Source organism: Mycobacterium sp. E183, from assembly GCF_001667735.1.
Taxonomy (GTDB): Bacteria; Actinomycetota; Actinomycetes; order Mycobacteriales; family Mycobacteriaceae; genus Mycobacterium.
The window spans coordinates 1-23129 of record NZ_LZJN01000101.1 but is presented as its reverse complement, the minus strand read 5'-3'; the positions used below and the strand labels follow the sequence as shown (position 1 = coordinate 23129).

At 68.7% G+C, this 23129-nt stretch carries 21 protein-coding genes and 3 pseudogenes; 7 read left to right on the top strand and 17 right to left on the bottom strand.

Features of this window, described 5'->3' with window-relative positions; translation table 11 throughout:
• The 3 genes from dnaG to A5691_RS10095 form a co-directional block, all read right to left on the bottom strand.
• The coding region (dnaG, locus tag A5691_RS10105) for a DNA primase (RefSeq protein WP_068266558.1) at positions 1-1038 on the bottom strand (1038 nt) is incomplete at its 3' end.
• 30 nt (positions 1039-1068) lie between these two features.
• Complete coding sequence (locus A5691_RS10100; protein ID WP_067748433.1) at positions 1069-1677, bottom strand: superoxide dismutase family protein; 609 nt, start codon at positions 1675-1677, stop codon at positions 1069-1071.
• Positions 1678-1730: 53 nt separating this feature from the next.
• Positions 1731-2996 (bottom strand): deoxyguanosinetriphosphate triphosphohydrolase, encoded by a 1266-nt coding sequence (locus tag A5691_RS10095; RefSeq protein WP_067748431.1) that lies wholly within the window; start codon positions 2994-2996, stop codon positions 1731-1733.
• 88 nt (positions 2997-3084) lie between these two features.
• On the opposite strand from A5691_RS10095, the gene A5691_RS10090 reads away from it, so the two are divergent.
• Positions 3085-5064: a YgcG family protein gene (locus A5691_RS10090; RefSeq protein ID WP_067785066.1), complete on the top strand. Its 1980-nt coding sequence runs from the start codon at positions 3085-3087 to the stop codon at positions 5062-5064.
• A 23-nt stretch (positions 5065-5087) separates the two neighbouring features.
• Here A5691_RS10090 and A5691_RS10085 read toward each other — a convergent pair whose 3' ends face one another.
• From A5691_RS10085 to A5691_RS10075, 3 genes are all read right to left on the bottom strand, one after another.
• Positions 5088-5336 (bottom strand): hypothetical protein, encoded by a 249-nt coding sequence (locus A5691_RS10085; protein ID WP_067748427.1) that lies wholly within the window; start codon positions 5334-5336, stop codon positions 5088-5090.
• Between the two features lie 378 nt (positions 5337-5714).
• Positions 5715-6914, bottom strand: a complete 1200-nt coding sequence (locus tag A5691_RS10080) for a PPE family protein (protein ID WP_067748425.1) — start codon at positions 6912-6914, stop codon at positions 5715-5717.
• Between the two features lie 215 nt (positions 6915-7129).
• On the bottom strand, positions 7130-8527 hold the full coding sequence (locus A5691_RS10075) for a glycine--tRNA ligase (protein ID WP_067748561.1): 1398 nt from the start codon (positions 8525-8527) through the stop codon (positions 7130-7132).
• A gap of 192 nt (positions 8528-8719) precedes the next feature.
• Here A5691_RS10075 and A5691_RS10070 point away from each other — a divergent pair, with 192 nt between their 5' ends.
• The 3 genes from A5691_RS10070 (at position 8720) to A5691_RS10060 (ending at position 10657) form a co-directional block, all read left to right on the top strand.
• Positions 8720-9127 (top strand): helix-turn-helix transcriptional regulator, encoded by a 408-nt coding sequence (locus A5691_RS10070; protein WP_067748423.1) that lies wholly within the window; start codon positions 8720-8722, stop codon positions 9125-9127.
• Entirely contained in the window at positions 9124-9516 is a 393-nt protein-coding gene (locus tag A5691_RS10065; protein ID WP_082950230.1) for a Fur family transcriptional regulator, read from the top strand. The genes A5691_RS10070 and A5691_RS10065 overlap by 4 nt, the downstream gene beginning before the upstream one ends.
• 139 nt (positions 9517-9655) lie before the next feature.
• Positions 9656-10657, top strand: coding sequence for an alpha/beta fold hydrolase (locus A5691_RS10060; RefSeq protein ID WP_068016783.1), 1002 nt, complete (start codon positions 9656-9658; stop codon positions 10655-10657).
• A 4-nt stretch (positions 10658-10661) separates the two neighbouring features.
• Here the strand turns inward: A5691_RS10060 and A5691_RS10055 are convergent, their stop codons facing one another.
• Genes A5691_RS10055 through recO form a run of 3 tightly spaced genes read right to left on the bottom strand, consistent with a single transcriptional unit; the run spans position 10662 to position 12812 of the window.
• Positions 10662-11090 carry a hypothetical protein gene (locus A5691_RS10055; RefSeq protein WP_067890070.1) on the bottom strand — a complete coding sequence of 143 codons (429 nt, stop codon included), beginning with the start codon at positions 11088-11090 and terminating at the stop codon, positions 10662-10664.
• 35 nt (positions 11091-11125) lie between these two features.
• Positions 11126-12019, bottom strand: a complete 894-nt coding sequence (locus A5691_RS10050) for a decaprenyl diphosphate synthase (protein WP_067890072.1) — start codon at positions 12017-12019, stop codon at positions 11126-11128.
• Positions 12012-12812, bottom strand: coding sequence for a DNA repair protein RecO (gene recO, locus A5691_RS10045; protein WP_067748417.1), 801 nt, complete (start codon positions 12810-12812; stop codon positions 12012-12014). Before recO ends, A5691_RS10050 begins: the two co-directional genes overlap by 8 nt.
• Before the next feature lie 62 nt (positions 12813-12874).
• Between recO and A5691_RS10040 the strand changes: the two genes are divergently transcribed.
• Both A5691_RS10040 and A5691_RS10035 read left to right on the top strand, forming a co-directional pair.
• Entirely contained in the window at positions 12875-14374 is a 1500-nt protein-coding gene (locus A5691_RS10040; RefSeq protein WP_068016780.1) for an amidase, read from the top strand.
• 139 nt (positions 14375-14513) lie between these two features.
• Positions 14514-14720 (top strand): annotated as a pseudogene (locus A5691_RS10035) (ornithine decarboxylase); the annotation flags it as partial.
• A 120-nt stretch (positions 14721-14840) separates the two neighbouring features.
• Here the strand turns inward: A5691_RS10035 and era are convergent.
• From era to A5691_RS09995, 8 genes and pseudogenes are all read right to left on the bottom strand, one after another.
• Positions 14841-15740: a GTPase Era gene (gene era / locus A5691_RS10030; protein WP_067785072.1), complete on the bottom strand. Its 900-nt coding sequence runs from the start codon at positions 15738-15740 to the stop codon at positions 14841-14843.
• 64 nt (positions 15741-15804) lie between these two features.
• On the bottom strand, positions 15805-17109 hold the full coding sequence (locus A5691_RS10025; protein ID WP_067785057.1) for a hemolysin family protein: 1305 nt from the start codon (positions 17107-17109) through the stop codon (positions 15805-15807).
• Positions 17106-18395, bottom strand: coding sequence for a hypothetical protein (locus tag A5691_RS10020; protein ID WP_067785054.1), 1290 nt, complete (start codon positions 18393-18395; stop codon positions 17106-17108). Before A5691_RS10020 ends, A5691_RS10025 begins: the two co-directional genes overlap by 4 nt.
• Positions 18392-18925 carry an rRNA maturation RNase YbeY gene (gene ybeY, locus A5691_RS10015; protein WP_067748409.1) on the bottom strand — a complete coding sequence of 178 codons (534 nt, stop codon included), beginning with the start codon at positions 18923-18925 and terminating at the stop codon, positions 18392-18394. Before ybeY ends, A5691_RS10020 begins: the two co-directional genes overlap by 4 nt.
• A 30-nt stretch (positions 18926-18955) precedes the next feature.
• Positions 18956-20014: a PhoH family protein gene (locus A5691_RS10010; RefSeq protein WP_067785050.1), complete on the bottom strand. Its 1059-nt coding sequence runs from the start codon at positions 20012-20014 to the stop codon at positions 18956-18958.
• 178 nt (positions 20015-20192) lie between these two features.
• On the bottom strand, positions 20193-20954 hold the full coding sequence (locus tag A5691_RS10005) for a 16S rRNA (uracil(1498)-N(3))-methyltransferase (RefSeq protein ID WP_067785047.1): 762 nt from the start codon (positions 20952-20954) through the stop codon (positions 20193-20195).
• A gap of 92 nt (positions 20955-21046) precedes the next feature.
• A complete protein-coding gene (gene dnaJ, locus A5691_RS10000) occupies positions 21047-22192 on the bottom strand; it encodes a molecular chaperone DnaJ (protein WP_067748403.1) in 1146 nt (381 codons plus the stop codon).
• A gap of 56 nt (positions 22193-22248) precedes the next feature.
• Positions 22249-23059, bottom strand: a pseudogene (locus tag A5691_RS09995) (heat-inducible transcriptional repressor HrcA); the annotation flags it as partial.
• Here A5691_RS09995 and A5691_RS28595 point away from each other — a divergent pair.
• Positions 23051-23129 (top strand): annotated as a pseudogene (locus A5691_RS28595) (hypothetical protein); the annotation flags it as partial. The pseudogenes A5691_RS09995 and A5691_RS28595 sit on opposite strands and share 9 nt — an antisense overlap.

The window sequence follows — 23129 nt, the reverse complement described above, 5'->3', positions numbered from 1 at the left end:
GCCGGCCGCGTCGCCGTCGAAAACGTAGATCAGCTCGCCCCGGAAGAAACTGTCGTCCATCATCAGCCGGCGCAGCATCGCCAGATGCTCGTCGCCGAACGCGGTGCCGCAGGACGCCACCGCGGTGGTGACCCCGGCCAGATGCATGGCCATCACGTCGGTGTAGCCCTCGACGACGACCGCCTGATGCCCCTTGGCGATGTCGCGCTTGGCCAGATCGATGCCGAACATCACCGACGACTTCTTGTACAGCAGCGTCTCGGGCGTGTTGATGTACTTGGCCTCCATCGGATCGTCGTCGAACAGCCGGCGGGCGCCGAACCCGATCACCTCGCCGGCCGCGGTGCGGATCGGCCACAGCAGCCGCCGGTGAAAGCGGTCGATCGGGCCACGCCGCCCCTGCCGCGACAGGCCGGCCGCTTCCAGCTCCTTGAACTCGAAACCCTTGCGCACCAAATGCTTTGTCAGCGAATCCCATCCGGACGGGGCGAATCCACAGCCGAAGCGGCGCGCCGCGTCGGCGTCGAAATTCCGCTCCGTCAGGTACTGGCGGGCCGGGGCCGCCTCGTCGGATTCCAGCGCCGCGGCGTAGAACTCCGCCGCTGCCGCGTTGGCCGCGACGAGGCGGCTGCGGCTGCCCCGATCGCGCTGCACGCTGGTCGCCGGCCCGGTGTAGCTGATGGTGTGACCGATCCGGTCGGCGAGCAACTCGACCGCCTCCACGAAGGTGACGTGCTCGATCTTCTGGATGAACGCGTAGACGTCGCCGCCTTCGCCGCAGCCGAAGCAGTGGAAGTGTCCGTGATTGGGGCGAACGTGGAACGACGGCGACTTCTCGTCGTGGAACGGGCACAGTCCCTTGAGGGAATCGGCACCGGCGCGCCGCAATTGGACGTAGTCGCCGACGACTTCGTCGATGCGGACCCGCTCGCGGATGGCGGCGATGTCCCGATCGGGAATGCGGCCCCGGCCCCTGGGCCGGGCGTCATCGTCGCCCGCGCGCGGGCGGTGACCCCACGAACCTGCCGGGCTGGACATCGGCTCAGTCTAGAGCGCCGAGCCGGCCGGCTATCCCGTTCCGATGACGCCGCATGCCACCCGTTCCATGGCGTTGTCGGTGTTTTCGGCGCCGTGCAGCATCAAGGCTTTGCCCTCGCCGCCCACCAGCACGTCCCGGGTGAACGAGTCGGTGGTGGTGACCAGGTAGGCCGAGCCGTCCGAACGCACCTCGAGCGACGTCAGGTCGCCGCTTTCGGGCTTGCCGGTGTGCCCGGGCGCGTTGTAGTGGCCGCCGGCGGACAGGAAGTTCCCGGGCGCACCACCGGTCGGGGCGACGGAGTTGGGCTCGCACTTGCCGATCTGATGGATGTGCAGGCCGTGGAAGCCCGGTGACAGGATGCCGCCGGCCACCGTCTTGACCGTTACGGTGACGTACCCGCCGGTGAAGTCGAACGTCGCCGTGGCGACGGACCGCCCGTCCGGCGTCTTCAGTTGCGCGCTGAGCGATTCGCCGTTGGGCGCCGCGGTCGTCGTCTCGCCCGACGACGCCGGCGGGGCGCTCTTGACCGGAGGGGTGGTGCCGGGCTGGGTGCTCGCATGTTGCGGTGAACTGCAGGCGGTCATGGCGACGACGGGAAGCCCCACCGCGAGGGTGGCGATACCGCTGAATTTGGTCATGCCGGGCAGCCTAGTCCGCGGTGGCGGCGACGCCGCCGAGGGATGACGCGCGGCTAACCGGTGGCCTGGCGCGCGTCGATGCGTTCCAGCCGGCCCTCGGTGTACGAGGCGATCTGATCGACGATCACCCGGACCCGGGCGCGGTCGTCGGCGGCGGTGGTGAACGCCGCGGCGAACACCGGGTCGAGCGTCTGCGGCGCCCCGGCATACAGCCACTGCGCCACCCGGTGGATCCGTTCGCGCTGCAGGGCCTGGGTACCCAGATGCCGCGGATCGGACATGATGAATTGCAGCGCCAGGATTTTCAGCAGGGCGACCTCGGCGCGCACCAGGTCGGGCACCAACAGGTCGGCCCGATAGCGCACCAGCGGCCCTGGACCGGCGGCGGCCCGGGTGGTGGCGACGGCCGCCGAGGCGAATCTACCGACCAGTTCACTGGTGAGCCGCTTGAGCGCGACCGAGGCGGCCAGTGTGGCGTCGTACTTGCCGACCGCGGCGACCACCGGCAGTCCCGAGAGCCGTGCCGCGGCGGCCATGAAGTCGTCGGCGCTGACCCTGGAGAATTCGCTCTCGCCCAGCTTGGCGAGCGCGGCCGCCTCGTCGTCGTCGGCCAGCACGCGCAGGTCGATGCGCTGGGAGACGACGCCGTCTTCGACGTCGTGGACCGAATACGCGATGTCGTCGGCCCAGTCCATCACCTGCGCTTCCAGGCACATCCGACCCTCGGGCGCGCGGGCGCGCACCCAGGCCGCCGGTTCGCGGTCCTCGTCGTAGAACCCGAACTTGCGCTTGTGTTCACGACGGAACCACGGATACTTGGTGACCGCGTCGAGCGATGCGCGGGTCAGGTTGAGCCCCGCGCTATTGCCTTGTTCGTCAAGCACTTTCGGCTCGAGGCTGGTCAGGATGCGAAAGTTCTGGGCATTCCCCTCGAAGCCGCCGTAGTCGGCGGCGACCTCATCGAGGGCGCGCTCGCCGTTGTGCCCGTAGGGCGGATGGCCGATGTCGTGGGCGAGACCGGCCAGCTCGACCAGGTCGAGGTCGCAGCCCAGGCCGACGGCCATCCCCCGGCCGATCTGGGCGACCTCGAGCGAGTGCGTCAACCGGGTCCGCGGAGTATCACCTTCGCGCGGCCCGACAACCTGGGTCTTGTCGGCCAGCCGCCGCAGCGCGGCGCTGTGCAGCACCCGGGCGCGGTCGCGGGCGAAGTCGGTGCGGTGCTGGCCTTCCGTCCCCGGCAAACCCGCAGTCTTCGGCGCTTCGCGTACCCGCCGTTGACGGTCGAAGTCGTCGTAAGGGTCTTGCCGATTCGTGGTCACCGACGCACAGTCTGCCAGGGATTGCGGGGCAGGGACCGCTCCCGTGCACCGCTATTTGCCGGCATTGTCGCGAGGCTAAATTGGCGTCATGCGCACTGCTCGCCTGCTTGGCGTGATCGCGACGATCCTGGCGATCGGTCTGGGCGGCGGCCTGCTCGTGGCCCCCGCCGCCGACGCGCAACCGCCCTTCCGGCTGGCGGGCTATGTCACCGACAACGCGGGAGCCCTCTCGGACTCCGGGCGCGCCGCGGTCACGTCGGCGGTGGGCAGGCTCTACGCGGATCGCCACATCCGGCTGTGGGTGGTCTACGTCGACGACTTCTCCGGCCAGAGCGCGGTGAGCTGGGCACAGGACACGATGCGCGCCAGCGATTTGAGCAACTATGACGCCCTGCTGGCCGTCGCCACCACCGGCCGCGCGTACGCGTTCCTGGTGCCATCCACGGTCAAGAGCGTCAACGCACGCCAGGTCGACGACTTGCGGCACAACAAGATCGAACCCGCCCTGCACAACGGCGACTGGAGCGGTGCGGCGGTCGCGGCGGCGAACGGGCTCAACGTGTCGCCGGGCTCGTCGGGCCGGGTGGCCCTGCTGGTCACGCTGGCCGTCATTCTCGTCGCGCTGGCGGCCCTGCTGTTGGTCATGCGGTACCGCGGTCGTCGGCGGCGTGCGGCCGAATTGGCCGCCGCCCGGCGGGTCGACCCCACCGACGTCGATGCGCTGGCCTCCGTGCCGCTGCAGGCCCTCGACGACCTGTCACGCGCGCTGGTGGTGGAGGTCGACAACGCCGTTCGGACCAGCGCGAACGAACTCGACCTGGCGATCACCGAATTCGGCGCGGACCGGACCCGGCCGTTCACCGAGGCGGTGGACAACGCCAAAGCCACGCTGTCCCAAGCTTTCTCGGTCCGGCAGCAGCTCGACGACAGCGTGCCCGAGACGCCCGCGCAGCGCCGAGAGCTGCTCACCCGGGTAGTCGTGGCGGCAGCGCGCGCCGACCGCGAATTGGAGTCGCAGACCGAGGCCTTCGAGAACCTGCGCGACCTGGTGATCAACGCACCGTCGCGGCTCGACGCGCTCACCCAGCAGTACGTCGAGCTCACCGCCCGCATCGATCCCGCGGAACAGCGGCTGGCCGAGTTGCATGGCCAATTCGACGCTGCCGCACTGACTTCGGTGTCCGGCAACGCCACGGCGGCTAAGGAGCGGCTGGCATTCGCCGACCGCAACATCAGCACCGCCCGGGATTTGGCCGCCGAGGCCGTCGGCGGCCGGCAGGCCGGTTTGGTGGACGCCGTCCGCGCGGCCGAGTCCGCGCTCGGGCAGGCCCGGGCTCTACTCGACTCGGTGGACAACGCGGCCACCGACATTCAGCACGCCATCGATCGGCTGCCGTCGACGATGGCCGACATTCAGGAGGACATCAAGCGCGCCAACGAGTTACTGCACAAAGCGCAGCCCAACATGCCCGCACACACCGGCGACCTGATCGCGGCGCGCGATGCGGCCGCCCGGGCGGTCGACGTCGCGCGCGCCGGGGCATCCACCGACCCGCTGGGCGCGTTCGCCCAGTTGGCCAGGGCGGATGCCGACCTCAACGGGCTGCTGGTCACCCTGGCCCGGGAGCAGGCCGCCGCGGAGCAGCTCAACCGCTCCTTGGAGCAGGCGCTGTTCACCGCCGAGTCCCGGGTGCGGGCGGTCTCCGACTACATCGACACCCGCCGCGGCAGCGTCGGCCCCGAGGCCCGCACCCGGCTCGCCGAAGGTCAACGGCACCTACAGGCCGCGCGGGACAAGCGGGCGACCAGCCCAACCGACGCGATCTCCCACGCCAACGCGGCGTCGACGCTGGCCGCCCAGGCCCAGGCGTTGGCGAATGCCGACGTGCAATCGGCTCAGCGCGCCGTCACTCGTGGCGGGGGCGGCGACATGGGCGCGATGCTTGGCGGAATCATCATCGGCAATGTCCTCAGTGGAGGCATGCGGGGAGGGTTCGGCGGCTGGAGTCCGACGTCATTCGGCGGGTCGTCCGGCGGCGGCTTCATGGGTGGCGGCGGCCGATTCTGAACCGCTCGCGTGCCGCCAGAGGGTCAGCCGGCGGCCGGTGAATGCGGTATCACACCGCCGGTGCGCGGGATCTCGAAGTGGGGTTCCGTCTCGCCTTCCCACCGCTGCCAGTCGTTCCACTGATTGGTCTCCGCGATCACGGCCGGGGCCGGGGCGTCGGCCACCGTGTCGATGGCGTCGGCGCTCACATCCGGCTTCGGTGCCCAGTGGTCGTAGTCATCCGGCGGCACGGCCACGCCCCACTTGAGCGGAACCGACAGGCCACCGAGCATCCCCGACTCACCCCGAACCGCCGACACCGAGTCATCTGGTAGCGGCGGACCAAGAGGCAAAAGCATGTTGCCCCCTTCCACAGCCGTTGTCGGACGCTGTGGCCGAACCCAATAACACCAAGCAGGCACATCGTAAGCCAAACCTGGGGCAAATACCGGAAAAACGTGGATTTGCTTCTGCGCAGCGTACGCGCGGCTTGCGGGCCCAAGTCGTGGAGGGTGGACCGACGCGATAAATACCGCGCCGGCCGAACGCAAAACCCTTGCCAATTGGCGCGATTCACGACGACGGTGTCCCGCGCATTCGCTCCGAGCGCCGAGCCCATGGTGGCTAGCGACGCTAGCCTCTCCTGGCTCGCCCAGAGCGCGGAGCCAGCCCTAGCCGCCCTTCGTCCGCGGCACCACCTTGGGCCGCGACTGCACTACGTGTGGGTTCTCGCCGCCGCGGCGTCCCCTCTTGTCGGTCTTGTCGCCGTCCGCGCCCCGATCGTCGACCGCCATGGCCATGGCCGGCGCAGAACCCGAGGCCGCGGACGGCGCGGACGACGTTGTCCCGGTCGCGATCGGCGTCGGCAGTTGGGCGCCTAGGGCCGGCACGGCAAGGCTGGTCAAGACCGCCGGCACCGGCATCGACCCCTCCCAGGTCGGCGGGACGGTGATCGATCCCACGAACCGGGCGGTGCCCAACCCGGCGGTCGCAACGCCCAGCCCGCCGGCCGACTGCAGCCCTTGGACGCCGCCCGCGGCGGCGTGCGGCACTTCGGCGGCCACCGTGGTGACGCCGGCCGCCGCGGGTGCGACGGGTCCCGCGCTGTGAGCCAGCACCATCATCGGGGACATCAGCGCGCTCGCCGGGTACATCCCGATCGGCGCCAGCGCGGTCATCGTCGTCACCGGCATCGACGACAGCAACGACGTCACCGACGACAGGCCGGGGAAGAACGCCCCCAACACCGACTGCAGCTCGGACACGAATGCGGTGCCCAGCGACGAGAAGGCGCCGAAAGCCTGGGACGCGAAGCTCAGCGGCGCCGTCACCAAGCCACTCAGCAGCGTCGGCGGGATGCTGAACGTCGGCAACGTCGCCGCCACGGTCTGCGCCCCGATGTGATAGCCCACCATCGCGGCCACGTCCTGGGCCCACATCTCCATGTACTCGATCTCGGTCATCGCGATCGCCGGGGTGTTCTGGCCGAAGAAGTTCGTCGCGATCAGCATGAGCAATCGGATGCGGTTCGCCAGGACCTCCGGCGTGGGCACCGTCGCCATGAACGCCGCTTCGTACGCCGCCGCCGCCGCGGTCGCCTGGGCGGCCGCCATCTCGGCTTGCCCCGCCGCCGAGATCAGCCACTGCAGGTACGGCGTCGACGCCGCCAGCATCGCCGCCGACGACGGACCGGTCCAGGGACCGGAGGCCACTCCCGTCACTACCGACTCAAACGACGCCGCCGCGGCCGCCAGGTCAGCCGCCAATGATTCCCAGGCCGCGGCCGCCGTCAACAATGGGCCGGGTCCGGCGCCGCCATACATCAGGGCAGAGTTGATCTCGGGGGGGAAGAAAAGAAAAGCTGGAATCACGACATCCCCAACCCACCGACCGAGTCAACGGCACCCACTACACGCATACGAACCCGACACCACCCATGCCGACTAGACACGTGAGCAACATTCGCTTTATGAGCCTAAGCCAATCGGCTACCCAGAAGCGGCTTTTTATCAAACGTTTAATACCCCGGCGTGGCGAGCGCGCCGACTAACCGGACAAGTGTCCTGAGAACGCGAACAGCCGCCGGTCAGCAGCCCTTGAGCCGTGCGGCGAGATAGTCGGCCACGGCGTTCATCGGGACGCGATCCTGCGTCATGTCGTCGCGCTGGCGCACCGTGACGGCGTTGTCCTCGAGCGAATCGAAATCCACGGTCACGCAGAACGGCGTCCCCACCTCGTCCTGGCGCCGGTAGCGCCGCCCGATCGCGCCGGCGTCGTCGAAGTCGATGTTCCAGCATGCCCGCAATTCGGCGGCCAGATCACGGGCCTTCGGGCTCAGGTCGGCGTGTCGGGACAACGGCAGCACGGCGGCTTTGACCGGGGCCAGTCGGGGGTCCAACCGCAGCACCGTGCGCTTCTCCAGCACACCCTTGGCGTTGGGCGCTTCGTCCTCGGTGTAGGCGTCGATCAGAAACGCCATGAAGGACCGCGTCAGACCGGCGGCCGGTTCGATGACGTAGGGGGTGTAGCGGGTGTCGCTGACTTGGTCGTAGTAGGACAGGTCGGCACCGGAATGCTTTGCGTGGGTTGACAAGTCGAAATCGGTGCGGTTGGCGACGCCTTCCAGCTCGCCCCACGGGTTGCCGGCGAATCCGAACTTGTACTCGATGTCGACGGTGCGATCGGAGTAATGCGAAAGCTTCTCCGGGGGATGCTCGAACAGCCGCAGATTCTCCGGATCGATACCCAGATCGACATACCATTGCAGCCGGGTGTCGATCCAATACTGGTGCCATTCCTTCGCGGTGGAAGGCTCGACGAAGAACTCCATTTCCATTTGCTCGAACTCGCGCGTTCGGAAAATGAAGTTGCCCGGCGTGATCTCGTTGCGAAAACTCTTGCCGATCTGGCCGATGCCGAATGGCGGTTTCTTGCGCGCCGTGGTGACGATGTTGGCGAAATTGACGAAGATGCCCTGCGCGGTCTCCGGGCGCAGATAGTGCAGACCCTCCTCGGTCTCGATCGGCCCGAGGTGGGTCTTGAGCATCATGTTGAACTCGCGTGGCTCCGTCCACTGGCCCTTCGTGCCGCAATCCGGGCAGACGATCTCGGTCATCGGCACCGTGTCGGGGTCGTCGATCCCCTTTTTGGCCGCGTAGGCCTCCTGCATGTGGTCCTGGCGATGCCGGTGGTGGCAGTTCAGGCACTCGACCAACGGATCGTGAAAGACCTCGACGTGGCCGGACGCCACCCAGACCTGCCGCGGCAGGATGATCGACGAATCGATTCCCACTACGTCGTCGCGCCCGGTGACCACCGACCGCCACCACTGCCGTTTGATGTTTTCCTTGAGTTCCACGCCCAGCGGGCCGTAGTCCCACGCCGAGCGGGTGCCGCCGTAAATCTCGCCCGAGGGAAAGACGAAGCCGCGCCGTTTGGCCAGGTTGACTACGGTGTCGATGACGGACGCCACGGCGTGGTGCACTCCCTTTCCGGGTTTGATCGGGCACGCGCGGCGATCGACCGCCGCGCGCAGAGCATCAGTCATGGTAACGATCGGCGCCGGGGTCTTTGACATGCGTCATCATGCATGTGACAGTGGAGGTCGGCCGCCCGCGAGACCTCCCGGCGGATCCCGCCCACAACCTGGCACTTTCCGAGGTGATGACTCTCTCCCATGGCGATGTCCCCCTCTCCGCCTTCCCCGATGCCGACCACCGCGGGTGACCTGAGCGTGGTGGCCCACGAGCACGGCGGAACCGGGTCCGGCGCACTGGCCGACTACCCCGTGCCGCCGCCGCGGGAGATCCTCGACGCCGCCGGCGAGCTGCTGCGCGCGCTCGCCGCACCCGTGCGGATCGCCATCGTGCTGCAGCTGCGCGAATCCCACCGCTGCGTGCACGAGCTGGTCGACGCGCTCGGTGTGCCGCAGCCACTGGTGAGCCAGCACCTGAAGATTCTCAAGGCCGCCGGCGTCGTCACCGGCGAACGGTCCGGCCGCGAGGTGCTGTACCGGCTTGCCGACCACCACCTGGCGCACATCGTGGTGGACGCCGTCGCGCACGCGAGCGAGGACACGCTTTGACCGGCACGAGCGTGCGTTCGACCCGGCAGCGAGCGGCGATTTCGACGCTGATGGACACCCTCGACGACTTCCGCTCGGCGCAGGAGTTGCACGACGAGCTTCGCCGCCGCGGTGAGAACATTGGGCTGACCACCGTCTACCGGACGTTGCAATCCATGGCGGCGGCGGGAATGGTCGACACGCTGCGGACCGACACCGGTGAGTCGGTCTACCGCAGGTGTTCCGAGCATCACCATCACCACCTGGTGTGCCGCAGCTGTGGTTCCACCATCGAAGTCGGCGACCACGAGGTCGAGCAGTGGGCGGCGCAAATCGCCGCCAAGCACGGCTATTCCGACGTCAGCCACACCATCGAGATCTTCGGCACGTGTTCACAGTGCGGGTCGTAGGTTGACCCGGGCCGACCGACCGCGGCACGTCTGAAAAAAGTTCTGAAGAAAAAGTGTCCGACACGCGCCCGCCGCGTGCTCCTACCCGATGAGTGGCCCACGGGCCGAGCCAAGCAAGAACTCCAGGGAAGTGAGCACCATGCGGAACCACCCATCGCCCCATCTGCGGCCCGTGCGCGACGTCGAGGCTCCGTCACTGCAATTTCGCACCATCCATGGCCACCGGCGCGCCTTCCGGGTCGCCGGGTCGGGACCGGCCCTGCTGCTGATCCACGGCGTCGGCGACAAGTCCACGTCATGGGAGCCCGTACACGCCAAACTCGCGCAGCGGTTTACCGTGATCGCACCGGATCTGCTGGGACACGGGGAATCGGACAAACCACGCGCCGACTACTCCCTGGCGGCCTTCGCGAACGGCATGCGAGACCTGCTTGCCGCGCTTGACATCGATCGCGTCACCCTGGTCGGGCATTCGTTCGGTGGCGGTGTGGCAATGCAATTCGCCTATCAATACCCGGAGCTGGTCGAGCGCATCGTGCTGGTCAGCAGCGGTGGCGTGGCCCAGGAGGTAAGCATGGCCCTGCGGTTGGCGGCGATGCCGATGGGCAGCGAGGCCCTGGCCATGCTGCGCATTCCGGGCGTGATGCTGGCGATGCGACTGTTCGGGCGGGCCATGGCGACCGTGCTGGGCCCCACCAACCTCGGGCACGACATCGGCGACGTGGTGAATCTGCTCGAGGGCTTCCGGGACCCGCGCGCACTCTCGGCGTTCGCGCGCACGTTGCGATCCGTGGTGGACAGGCGCGGCCAATTCGTCACCATGCTGGACCGAAGCTATCTGGCGCAACCCATTCCGGTGCAAGTGATCTGGGGCGAGGACGATTTCGTGATCCCGGTAGACCATGCCCGGACAGCCCATGACGCGATACCCGGGTCACGCTTGGAGATCTTCGAAAACTCGGGGCACATGCCGTTCAAGGACGACCCGGATCGCTTCGTCGAGGTCGTCGAGCGGTTCGTCGACTCGACTCGACCGGCTCGGCACGATCGAGATCGCCTGGGCTCGTTGCTGCGGACCCGCGTCGGCGACAACAGCCGGGAATCGGTCACCGTCGCGCTGACCGAATCGGCGGTGTCCTAGGGCCCTAACCCGTCAACGTGCGACGTATCCCGGCGCCCGAATCCAGCACCAGCAGAACCAGAGTGCGCAGCGCGTGATCGCTCAGGCCGGCGCCGGGAAAGTTATAGCGCAGCATCACGTCGGCGCTTTTGGCAGCGCTCTTGCCCGAATTACGTTGCACGGCTTTATCGTTGATCTTCTCGACGAGCGTGACGCTGCCGAAGTTGCTCTCGCGGGCCTGTCTGGCTACCTGATCGCTGATCTTCTTGGTCAGCGGCAGATCCCAGGCCACGACCTGCGTCAACGACACCAGGTCGAGGTCGTCGGCGATGTTCACCACCCGTAACGAGGCGATGGTCCCCCCATGGCGCACGGTCAGGGCCCCGTCGGTTTCCTCCTCGACCGGAAGGACTTCGCCGAGCACCGTCGCCAGACGATCCTGCAGTGATGGCATCGGATCCTCTCCGTGAGGACCCGTTGCGGTCCCCACTACGCGCTTCCGAATCTTCGATTGCGAGAAGCGTATTCCTCGCAGGCAGCCCAGAGGTCGCGACGGTCGTAGTCGGGCCACAGTTTGTCCTGGAAGATGTACTCCGCATAGGCGGCCTGCCACAGCATGAAATTGCTGGACCGCTGCTCCCCCGAGCTGCGCAGGAAAAGATCGACGTCGGGGATGTCGGGTCGCTGCAGGTGCTGCGCCACCGTCGCCTCGGTGATGCGCTCGGGGTTCAGCCGGCCCGCGGCTGCCAAGCGGGCGATTTCTTTTGTGGCTTCGGCGATTTCGGCGCGGCCCCCGTAGTTGACACAGTAGTTGACGGTGATGACGTCGTTGTCCTTGGTCATCTCTTCCGCGATCGCCAATTCATTGATCACGCTGCGCCACAGGCGTGGGCGCGAACCCACCCAGCGGATCTTGACCCCTATGGTCTTGAGGTTCACCCGGCGCATGCGCACCACATCGCGGTTGAAGCCCATGAGGAAACGGACCTCCTCGGGTGAACGCTTCCAGTTCTCGGTGGAGAAGGCGTACAGGCTGAGCCACTTGATCCCCACTTCAATTGCGCCACAGACGATGTCAATGACGACCGCCTCGCCCGCCTTGTGGCCGTCGGTACGGGTAAGCCCGCGTTGGGTGGCCCAGCGGCCGTTGCCGTCCATCACGATCGCCACATGATTGGGCAGTCGGTCGGCCGGGATCCGGGGCGCCGCCGCTTTCGAGATGTGCTGTGGCGGCCGGCTCGGGCCACCGCCTGGGGCAGGCGGCAGCTCGGGAAATACCACCGGCCAGGTCGACCTTTCGGGGAAGACCGGATAGTCGTCGGGGGCGGGAGGCAGCTGCGGGAAGGCGGCGGACGCCGACTTCCGCTCGGCCTTGCTAGCCACAGTCCAAATCCTGCTCGATCAGCGCTGCTGCACGTCGTTCGGCGATGGTGCGGTCGACGTGATACGTCCGTTCCACCAGTGGCAACGTTTTGAGCTGCCGCTCCAGGTGCCATTGCAGGTGCGCGGCCACCAGCCCGCTGACGTAGCTGCGGTGCGATTGCGTGGCCTTTTCGGCGAACTCCCAATCGCCGTCGTGCAGCGCGGACATCAGGTCCAGCACGCCCGGCGGCGGTGTCGTCGAACCGGCCGGACGGCAGTGCGGGCACACGCTGCCCCCGGCGCCGACATGGAACGCCCGGTGCGGTCCCGGTGTGGCGCACCGCGCGCACTCGGTCAGCGCCGGCGCCCATCCGGCGATGCCCATGGCGCGCAGCAGGTAGGCGTCCAGCAGCAGGTCCCGGGACCGGCGGCCGTCGGCCACCGCCCGCAGCGCGCTCACCGTGAGCCGGTGCAGGGCCGGGGCGGGAGCCCGCTCCTCACCGGCGAGGCGTTCGGCGGTTTCCAGCATCGCGCACCCGCAGGTGTAGCGGCCGTAATCGCTGACGATGTCGGTGGCGAACGCGTCGATCGAAACCACCTGGGTGACGATGTCGAGATTGCGGCCGGGATGCAGCTGCGCGTCGATGTGTGCGAATGGCTCCAGGCGTGCGCCGAATTTGCTGCGGGTGCGACGAACGCCCTTCGCCACCGCGCGAACCAAGCCGTGATCGCGGGTAAGCAGGGTGACGATCCGGTCGGCTTCGCCGAGCTTGTGCTGGCGCAAAACCACAGCCCGGTCTCGATACAGCCGCATCACAATAGTTTTGCACCCCGCCGCGACAATGCTGGTATCCGCGCCGGTTAGTCTCGTACCCCGTGATTGGCGCTTCCGAGTCAGGTCCCGGGTCCGTTTTCGGATCCGGTGGCCAGCGCCTGCCCACGCTGACTGACCTGCTTTATCAGCTGGCCAATCGGTCCGTGACATCGGTCACACTGGTGCGGCGGTCCCTGCACGCCATCCACGCGAGCCAGCCGACGCTGAACGCCTTCCGGGTGGTGCTCACCGAGTCGGCGCTGGCCGCGGCGGCGGCGGCCGACCGGCGACGGGCAGCCGGGGACACGGCGCCGCTGCTCGGCATCCCGATCGCGGTCAAAGACGACGTCGACGTTGCTGGAGTGCCGACCGCGTACGGCACGGAAGGCCATGTCCCGCCCGCCGCCCACGACGCCGAGGTGGTCCGCCGCCTCAGGGCCGCCGGCGCGGTGATCGTCGGCAAGACCAACACCTGCGAGCTCGGCCAGTGGCCCTTCACCAGCGGCCCCGGCTTCGGGCACACCCGCAACCCCTGGTCGCGACGGCACACCCCCGGCGGCTCGTCGGGGGGCAGCGCCGCCGCGGTGGCCGCGGGGCTGGTCACCGCGGCGCTCGGCTCCGACGGGGCCGGCAGCATCCGGATCCCCGCCGCCTGGACGCACCTGGTGGGCATCAAGCCGCAGCGCGGCCGCATCTCCACCTGGCCGCTGCCCGATGCGTTCAACGGCATCACGGTCAATGGGGTATTGGCCCGCACGGTGGCCGATGCGGCGCTCGTGCTCGACGCGGCGTCGGGCAACGTCGAGGGGGACCGGCACAAGCCGCCCCCGATCACCGCGTCCGACTATGTCGGCATCGCACCCGGACCGCTCAACATCGCGCTGTCGACCCGATTCCCGTACACCGGTTTCCGGCCCAAGCTGCACCCGGAAATCGTGGCCGCGACGCGTGCCGTGGCCAAGCAACTGGAGTTGCTCGGCCACACCGTCGTTCCCGGCAATCCCGACTACGGCCTGCGGCTGTCGTGGGACTTCCTCGCCCGGTCCACCGCCGGCCTGCGGGACTGGGAGGAGCGGCTGGGCGACGGGGTGGTGCTCGACCCTCGCACGGTGGCCAACCTGCGCATGGGCCATGTGCTGGGTCAGGCGATTCTGCGCACCGCACGCCGGCACGAAGCCGCCGCCCAGCGTCGGGTGGGTTCGATCTTCGACATCGTCGATGTCGTCCTGGCTCCGACAACCGCCCAACCGCCACCGCTGGCCCGCGCCTTCGACCGGCTGAGCAGCTTCGGCACCGACCGCGCGATGATCGCCGCGTGCCCGCTGACCTTTCCCTGGAACGTGCTGGGCTGGCCCTCGATCAACGTGCCGGCCGGGTTCACCTCCGAGGGGTTGCCCATCGGGGTGCAACTGATGGGGCCGGCCAACAGCGAGGGCATGCTGATCTCGCTGGCCGCCGAGCTCGAGGCCGTGTGCGGATGGTCGACCAAACAACCGACGGTGTGGTGGAACGCCGAAACGGGAGCGCCGCCGGTAGCCGGTACCCCGCCGCCGCGAGGGTGAACCGGTAAGCGGCACATCCTCGAAAGTTGAATTCGCTTGCGGCGGTGCGCGAACACGCATGACTCGAGGCGATCGCATAGCCGAGGGCAAGGCGGGTATCCGTTCGCCGTGGACCAATCTGGTGCTCCACAGTTGGATGCGCGTCGAGCAAGTTCCCACCGACAGGGCCGCGGGCCGCGTTGCCGCCGAGCAGTGCACGCCGTATCCGCCGGGGATTCCCGCGGTGGTGCCCGGCGAGCGACTCAACGACGCGGTGCTGGATTACCTGTGTTCCGGTGTGCGCGCCGGCATGAACGTTCCCGACGCGGCGGATCCGTCGCTGCAGACAATCCGCGTGCTCGCCTAGCGGCGATCGCACGCGCGGCGGTGGCGATCGCGGGCGCGGCGATCGCAAGCGCGGCGAAGCCGGGCGCAGCGGGTCGCCGCCATCAGCGGAAGCCGAGCGCAGCGGGTCGCCGCGTCTGTTTCAGAAACCAAGCCGGCCAAGCTGTTTGGGATCGCTCTGCCAATTCTTGGCGACCTTCACGCGCAGGTCCAGGTAGATCTTGGTGCCGAGCAACTTCTCGATTTGGCCGCGCGCCGCCGTACCCACCTGGCGCAGCCGGGTCCCACCCTTGCCGATGATGATGCCCTTCTGGCTGTCGCGCTCGACGTAAAGCAACGCGTGCACGTCGATCAGGTCGTCGCGGTCCGCGCGGGGACTCACCTCGTCGATGACGACCGCCAGCGAATGCGGCAGCTCGTCGCGAACGCCCTCCAGGGCGGCCTCGCGGATGAGCTCGGCCATCAGGACTTCCTCGGGTTCGTCGGTCAGTTCCCCGTCGGGGTAGTACGCCGGGCCGGCCGGCAACGCCGCGGCCAGCACGTCGATCAGCACGTCCACCTGAGCACCGGTGGCGGCCGACACGGGGACGATCTCGGCCGAGTCGCCGACCAGTTCACTGACCGCGACCAGCTGCGCGGCCACCCGATCTTTGGGCACCTTATCGATCTTGGTGACGATGGCGATCAAGGTCGTTTTCGGTGCGGTCGAACGGATTTGGTCGACGATCCACCTGTCCCCCGGACCGATCGCCTCGTCGGCCGGGATGCACAGGCCGATCACGTCGACTTCGGCGTAGGTGTCGCGCACCAGGTCGTTGAGCCGCTTGCCGAGCAGTGTCCGCGGCCGGTGCAGGCCCGGCGTGTCCACCAGGATGATCTGAAAGTTCTCCCGGTGCACGATGCCGCGAATGGTGTGGCGGGTGGTCTGCGGCCGCGTCGAGGTGATCGCCACCTTGGAGCCGACGAGCGCGTTCGTCAGCGTCGACTTGCCGGTGTTCGGTCTGCCGACCAAACACACGAAACCGGAATGGAATTCGGTCATCTCGCCGAACTTGCACCCGTGGCTGGCCGCGGGCCGCACGTTCGCGGTGGGCGGACGTTCGACGTCACGAGGGGCTCTCCCCGTCCGAGCCGTTGGACTCGGGCTCGACCGGGCTCAGCAGGACCGTGCCGATGCGAACGCGTCCCCGGTGGTCGGTGCCGCCTTCGGCCTGGAGCCGCAGGCCATGCGAGACTACCTCGGCCCCGGGCAACGGAACCCGGCCCAGCTCCAGGGCCAGCAGGCCGCCCACGGTGTCGACGTCGAGATCGTCGTCGAAGTCCACCCCGTAAAGCTCGCCGAGATCTTCGATCGGCAGCCGCGCCGAGACGCGAAACCGTTTGTCGCCCAGGTCTTCTACCGGCGCCGTCTCGGCCTGGTCGTATTCGTCGGCGATCTCGCCGACGATCTCCTCCAGCACGTCCTCGATGGTCACCAGGCCGGCTATCGCGCCGTACTCGTCGACCAACAGGGCCATGTGGTTGCGGTCGCGCTGCATCTCGCGCAGCAGCGTATCCAGCGGCTTGGAGTCCGGCACGAACACCGCCGGACGCATCACCTGGGCCACGGTGATGCCCCGGCCGCCGTCACCCGAGAGAAAGCTCTGCTGGACAAGGTCTTTCAGGTAGACGACCCCGACAATGTCGTCGACGTTCTCCCCGATCACCGGAAGACGCGAGTGCCCGCTGCGCACCGCCAGGTTCAACGCCTGACTGGCCAGCTTGTCGCTTTCGATCCAGATCATTTCGGTGCGCGGCACCATGACCTCGCGGGCCGGGGTGTCGCCGAGTTCGAAGACCGACTCGATCATCCGGCGCTCGTCGGCGGCGACCACGCCGCGCTGCTGGGCCAGGTCGACGACTTCGCGTAGCTCGATCTCGGACGCGAACGGCCCGTTGCGCAAGCCGCGGCCGGGCGTCAGCGCATTACCCAGGACGACCAGCAGCCGGCTGAGCGGCATCAACAACCACGAGATGAGCCGCAGCGGAACGGCTGTCGTCAACGAGATGGAGTACGCGTGCTGACGGCCGAGGGTGCGCGGGCCCACCCCGATGACCACGAAACTGATGACCACCATGGTGGCCGCCGCACCGAACAGCGCCCAGGTGAGACCGAAGTTGTCGTACAGAAACAGCACCAGCAGCACGGTGGCCGTGATCTCGCACGTGATCCGCAGCAGGACGACCAGGTTGATGTAACGCGGCCGCTCGGCCATCACCTCGGCCAGCGACACGGCGCCGGGCCGCTCCTCGCGCACGAGCTCCTGGACCCGGGCCAGCGACACCGTGCTGATGGCCGCGTCGATCGCGGCGAACAGCCCGCCGATAGCGATCAGCGCCATCGCGCCGAGCAGCCAGGACAGACCGGTCAATTGCCGGAAGACCTCGATGCGGTGACCGGCTCCACGTCGTCGTCGCTCCGCTTTCGGTTGAGGGCCCAGGCCCCAAGGCACACCACGACCCCCAATGCCCCATAGCCCAGCGCCGAGGGCCACCAGGGCTGGGCGGGTTGGGCCGGATCCTCGTGCGGGCGGACCGCGAGCACCACCAGGAAGCTGCCGTCGTCGGTGGGTCCGGCGTGCGGCAGCGACTGGGTCTTGGTGACGCTGATCTGGCTGCTGCTGCTGCTGGAGTCGTTGGTCTGGCCCCAGGCCAACGTGGAGTCGTCGAGCAGGAAGAGGTCTTGGCTACCCCCGGGTTGGCTCTCGTCCCGGCCCACCACCGACACCTGGCCGACCTCCAGCGTCTGGTTGGCGGCGGGCACGGAGACCAAGACGTTCTGGTAGAGCTTCGGCGGCTCGGGTGGCTTGTAGTCCGGCGGCGGCGGGCCGTTGAAACCGTCCGGCGGTACCGAGCCCCCGCCGTAGAAGCTGCCCGAGACCACCCAGCCGTCACCGACCGCCGTGAAGGGGACGACGCCGACGGTGGCGGCGTCGAGCACGATCCGGGCGCCGGGCGGCACGTACGCCTCCCGGTCGGCGCCGCCGTAGGAGTAGCGGAACGTCATCGCCTGGTTCAGCGGGTTGTACAGCGCCGGGCGGCGGAAGGCGTCGTCGTAGTCGACGTAGTCCCAGTGCCGGGGCCGGACCAGCCGCTGGTTGTCGACCTTCAGGACGTCGACGTTCTCCCGGTGGGTGCTGACGACGTTCTGCACCCGCTGGTTGAAGTCGACCTGCTTCGGCGGTTTCGGCGGGTCGGCGGGATTGACGCGCGTCGGCGGTGCGGCCTTGGCCGCCGCGACCGCCTGGGCGGGAACATCGAGCCCCCGGGGCGGAGCCACCACCGAGACGTTCCTCGACGCGTCGGGGCCCGGCGGATTGATCGTCGGAAGGGCGTTCGCGGGCGGCAGGTTCGGCGGAGGGATGAGCGGTGGAGCCTGCACCGGAACCGTGCTCGGCGGCACGTACGCGGGCACCTCCGGAATCTGCACCGGGCTCGGCGGCGGCTGAACCCGGCGGGGCGGCGCGTCCTGGGAGCACACGTTGGAGGTGTGATACTGCGCAACCAGGTACTGGCACCAGTTGCAGCTGGTCGGGTTGGACCCGCCGCCGGCGCACGGGGCCGCCTCGGCGACGCCGATCGTGGTGGCCACCACCGAGACCGGTGCCAGGGCGACGGCGGCCGCGGCCGCGATCCCGAGTGCTTTTAGTCGGCTCAATTGTCGAAATACCTTGACTTGTCCAGCAATTGACGGTCCCGCTCCTGCTGGCGATCTTGTTGGTAGGCCTGGACCTGCTCGGCGACCCACTCTTCGAGCAATCGGTCCTGCAGGGCGAACATCTCTTTTTCCTCGTCCGGTTCGCCGTGGTCGTAGCCCAGCAGGTGCAGCACGCCGTGGATGGTCAACAGCGCCAGCTCATGGCCCAGGGTGTGGCCCGCCGCGTCGGCCTGCCCGGCCGCGAATTCGGGGCACAGCACGATGTCACCCAGCATCGACGGCCCCGGCTCCGGGGCATCCGGCCGGCCCCCCGGCTCCAACTCGTCCATCGGGAAGCTCATCACGTCCGTCGGCCCGGGCAGGTCCATCCAGCGCATGTGCAGGTCGGCCATCGCCGCGGTGTCCAGCAGCACCATCGACAGCTCTGCGGCGGGGTTGACGTCCATCTTGGCGATGACAAACCGCGCGACGCTGATCAATTCGGTTTCGGAAACGTCAACGCCCGACTCGTTGGAGACCTCGATGCTCATAGGACGCCCATCAACCAGTCACAGCCTTCATCACCGGCGCCCGCGGGAGCCTGAGGCCCGCCGGGCCGCCCGGTTGGTCGCCAACCCGGGCTCTTCGAATTTCGCGTAGGCGTCCACGATTTCGGAGACCAGCCGGTGGCGCACCACGTCGGCACTGGTCAGTTCCGCGATGTGAATGTCCTCCACGCTGTCGAGGATCTCGATCGCCGAGCGCAGGCCCGACCTGGCGCCACCGGGCAGGTCCACCTGGGTGATGTCGCCCGTGATCACCATCTTCGAGCCGAAGCCGAGTCGGGTGAGGAACATCTTCATCTGCTCGGCGGTGGTGTTCTGCGCCTCGTCGAGGACGATGAACGCCGAATTCAGGGTGCGACCGCGCATGTAGGCCAGCGGCGCCACCTCGATGACCCCGGCCGACATCAACTTCGGGATCAGCTCGGGATCCATCATGTCGTAGAGCGCGTCATACAGCGGCCGCAGGTAAGGGTCGATCTTCTCGCTCAGTGTGCCCGGCAGAAAGCCAAGGCGCTCACCGGCTTCCACCGCCGGCCGGGTGAGGATGATGCGGTTCACCTGTTTGGTTTGCAGCGCGCTGACCGCCTTGGCCATCGCCAGATACGTCTTGCCGGTGCCGGCCGGGCCGACCCCGAAGACGATGGTGTTGGCGTCGATCGCGTCGACGTAGCGCTTCTGGTTGAGCGTCTTGGGCCGGATCGTCTTGCCGCGCCGCGACAGGATGTCCAGGGTGAGCACTTCGGCCGGCGATTCGTTGTCGGTGCCGGTCAGCATGGCGACGCTGTGGCGGACCACCTCCGGCGTCAGCGGCTGTCCGTTGGCGACGATCGCGACCAGCTCGGAGATCGCCCGCTCGGCGAGCGCGACGTCGGCCGGCTCGCCCGAGACGGTCATGGCGTTGCCGCGCACATGCAGATCGGCGTTCAGGCTGCGCTCCAGCGCGCGGAGGTTTTCGTCCGCCGAGCCCAACAAGCCGACGACGACATCGGGCGGAACATCGATGCTGCTGCGTACTTGGGCGTTGGCCTGGAGGCCTCCGGCTGCCTCAACAGCGCTGGTCTCGCGGGGCGTCACGTGGCTCTCGATGCCTGCTTTCTCGGTTTGTCGGTGGTTTGCTCGGCTGCCTAAGTCTACGCCGGGGCCACTCGTTGGTCAGCCTTCAGCCGCCATTCGCCGGCCGGGCGTCGGCCACCGCCCCGGCCCGCCACCCCCGGTCATATCCAGCGGACCCCATGGTGGCGGGCGCGCAAAACTACAGGTTCGACGCGGTATCCCACCGCGGGGTGAGCACGCCGAGCGCGCCGAGCGCCACCGCCGCGGTTGTCGAGGTCCGCAGCACCTGGGGGCCCAGCCGCACCGCCAGCGCGCCCGCCTCGGTCAACGCGGCGATCTCGTCTTGCGCGATGCCGCCCTCGGGACCCACCACAAGGAGCAGCGAAGCCGCACCCGCGATATCGGCGTGGGCGAGCGGGTCGGCGGCCGACTCGTGCAACGCCAGGACCACCCCTCCCGCGCGCAGCTCGTCGCGAACCCGCTCGACCAGCGCCGCGGTGGACAGGACGCCGTCGACGGGCGGGATGTGCGCCCGACGCGACTGCCGGGCCGCCGAACGGGCGACGGCGCGCCAACGGCGCAGGCCCTTGTCCACGCGGGCACCCTGCCAACTGGCCACACACCGGGCCGCCTGCCAGGCCAGGAATGCGTCGGCGCCGGCTTCGGTGGCCAGTTCGATGGCCAGCTCCGAGCGCTCCGACTTCGGCAACGCCTGGACCACGGTGACGGGCGGCTGCCCGGCCGCGACACTCCAGCGCTTCAGCACCCGGGCGCGCAAGCCGTCGCGGCCGGCGTGCTCGACCTCGCAGTGCGCCAGCCCGCCGGCGCCGTCGCCGAGGACCAGTTGCTCGCCGGGGCGGATGCGCCGCACGGTGGCGGCGTGAAATCCCTCGTCACCGTCGACCACGGCCAACGAACCGACGTCGGGCAGTGCGTCGACGTAGAAGAGGGTCGCGACCATCGCGTTGCTCCTAACGTCGACGAGTGTGGGGGTTACGCACGAAGACCACCCCGAATTCGTCCATAGACACCACGCTCGGCGAAGGGAGGCGGCTAGCGCCCGGTGAAGGTCTCGCGCAGCCGGCTGAACAGGCCGCCGCCGGCGTGCGTCGAGCGGACCTCGGGCACGTCGCGGCTGCGCCGGGCCTTCAGCTCACGCAACAGTTCGGTGTCGTGGTGGTCCAGCCGGGTGGGCACCACCACCTCGACGTGGACGTGCAGGTCGCCACGGGTGCCCGACCGCAGGTGCGGCATCCCGCGCCCCCGCAGTGTGATGACCGAATTCGGTTGCGTGCCAGGCGGAACGGTGACCTCGCTGATGCCGTCCAGGATGGCGTCGATCGTGACCGTGGCGCCCAGCGCGGCGTCGATCATGGGCACCGACACCGTGCAGTGCAGGTCGTCGCCCTCGCGGACGAAGACGTCGTGGGCCTGCTCGTGCACCTCGACGTACAGGTCGCCGGCCGGCCCTCCCCCGGGTCCGACCTCGCCCTGGGCGGCGAGCCGAACCCGCATCCCGTCGCCGACCCCGGCGGGGATCTTCACGCTGATCTCCCGGCGGGCGCGGACCCGGCCGTCACCCATGCACTGGTGGCAGGGATCGGGGATGACGACGCCGACGCCGCGGCAGGTGGGGCACGGCCGGGAGGTCATCACCTGGCCGAGCAGCGACCGCTGCACCGTCTGGACCTCGCCGCGGCCGCCGCAGGTGTCGCACGGGACCGGCACGGAATCGCCGTTGGTGCCCTTGCCCTGGCAGCGGTCGCACAGCACCGCGGTGTCGACGGTGACCTGTTTGGTCACCCCGGTGGCGCACTCTTCGAGGTCGAGCCGCATCCGCAGCAGCGAGTCCGAGCCCGGCCGCACCCGGCCGATCGGACCGCGCGAGGTCGCGCCGCCGCTGAAGCCGCCGCCGAAGAAGGCCTCGAACACGTCGCCGAGGCCGCCGAACCCGCCGCCGAACCCGCCGCCCGCGGCAGCGTTTTCCATCGGGTCGCCGCCGAGGTCGACGATGCGGCGCTTCTCGGGGTCGCTGAGCACCTCGTAGGCGACGCTGATGTCCTTGAACTTCGCCTGCGCGGCCTCATCCGGGTTGACGTCGGGATGCAGTTCGCGCGCCAGCTTGCGGTATGCGCGCTTGATCTCCGCGTCGCTGGCGTTCCTGCTCACCCCGAGCAGCCCGTAATAGTCGCGTGCCACGCCTGACTCTCCTAAACCTGGTCCTTATCGCGCCTGCGCGTGCCGCGGGTGCGCGTTCATCGAGCACCCAGGACTTCGCCGATATAGAGGGCAACCGCGGCGACGCTGGCGATAGTTCCCGGATAGTCCATCCGGGTGGGCCCCAGCACACCCATTCCGCCGAACACGGTGTCGGAGGTGCCGTAGGCGGTGGTCACCATCGAAGTGCCCGCCATCTGCTCGGCGGCCGTCTCATGGCCGATACGCACCGTCACCTTACCGGCTTCCTGCTGGGCCGCCAGCAACCGCAGCACCACCACCTGCTCCTCGAGGGCCTCGAGGATCGAGCGCAGCGAGCCGCCGAAATCGGCGGCGTTGCGCGTCAGGTTGGCGGTCCCGCCCATCAGCAAGCGTTCTTCGGTGTGTTCCACCAACGACTCCAGCAACACGGTCGCCGAGCGGCCGACGGCGTCGCCCAGGCCGTCCGGGGCACGGAGCTGACCGGCCAGGTCGGCCACCGCGATCGAGGCGGCCGATAGCTTCTTGCCGATCAACGCCTGGCCGAGCATCTCGCGGAGCTGGGACAGCTGGTGGTCGTCGATGACGTCGCCGAGTTCGACGATGCGCTGGTCCACCCGACCGGTGTCGGTGATGACCACCATCAGCAGGCGGGCCGGCGTCAGCGCGATCACTTCGAGGTGGCGCACGGTGGACGACGTGCTGCGCCGGGTACTGCACCACGGCGACCTGGCGGGTCAGTTGGGCCAGCAGTCGCACCGCCCGGCGCAGCACGTCGTCCAGGTCGACGCCGGACTCCAGGAAGCTCAGGATCGCGCTGCGCTCGGCGGAGGACAACGGCTTGACGTCGTGGAGCCGGTCGACGAACTCGGCGACGTCATCGACGACCACCAGCTGTCCCAGCTCCGCGAGATGCTCGGCCAGGCGTTGATCGGCAAGA

What these genes read in the sequence shown, in the direction of transcription:
- A5691_RS10060 (WP_068016783.1), top strand. Translation starts at nt 9,656, where the DNA reads ATGCGGAACCACCCATCGCCCCATCTGCGGCCCGTGCGCGACGTCGAG.
- ybeY (WP_067748409.1), bottom strand. Translation starts at nt 18,925, where the DNA reads ATGAGCATCGAGGTCTCCAACGAGTCGGGCGTTGACGTTTCCGAAACC.
- A5691_RS10090 (WP_067785066.1), top strand. Translation starts at nt 3,085, where the DNA reads ATGCGCACTGCTCGCCTGCTTGGCGTGATCGCGACGATCCTGGCGATC.
- A5691_RS10070 (WP_067748423.1), top strand. Translation starts at nt 8,720, where the DNA reads ATGGCGATGTCCCCCTCTCCGCCTTCCCCGATGCCGACCACCGCGGGT.
- A5691_RS10055 (WP_067890070.1), bottom strand. Translation starts at nt 11,090, where the DNA reads ATGCCATCACTGCAGGATCGTCTGGCGACGGTGCTCGGCGAAGTCCTT.
- A5691_RS10085 (WP_067748427.1), bottom strand. Translation starts at nt 5,336, where the DNA reads ATGCTCGGTGGCCTGTCGGTTCCGCTCAAGTGGGGCGTGGCCGTGCCG.
- recO (WP_067748417.1), bottom strand. Translation starts at nt 12,812, where the DNA reads ATGCGGCTGTATCGAGACCGGGCTGTGGTTTTGCGCCAGCACAAGCTC.
- A5691_RS10100 (WP_067748433.1), bottom strand. Translation starts at nt 1,677, where the DNA reads ATGACCAAATTCAGCGGTATCGCCACCCTCGCGGTGGGGCTTCCCGTC.
- A5691_RS10005 (WP_067785047.1), bottom strand. Translation starts at nt 20,954, where the DNA reads ATGGTCGCGACCCTCTTCTACGTCGACGCACTGCCCGACGTCGGTTCG.
- era (WP_067785072.1), bottom strand. Translation starts at nt 15,740, where the DNA reads ATGACCGAATTCCATTCCGGTTTCGTGTGTTTGGTCGGCAGACCGAAC.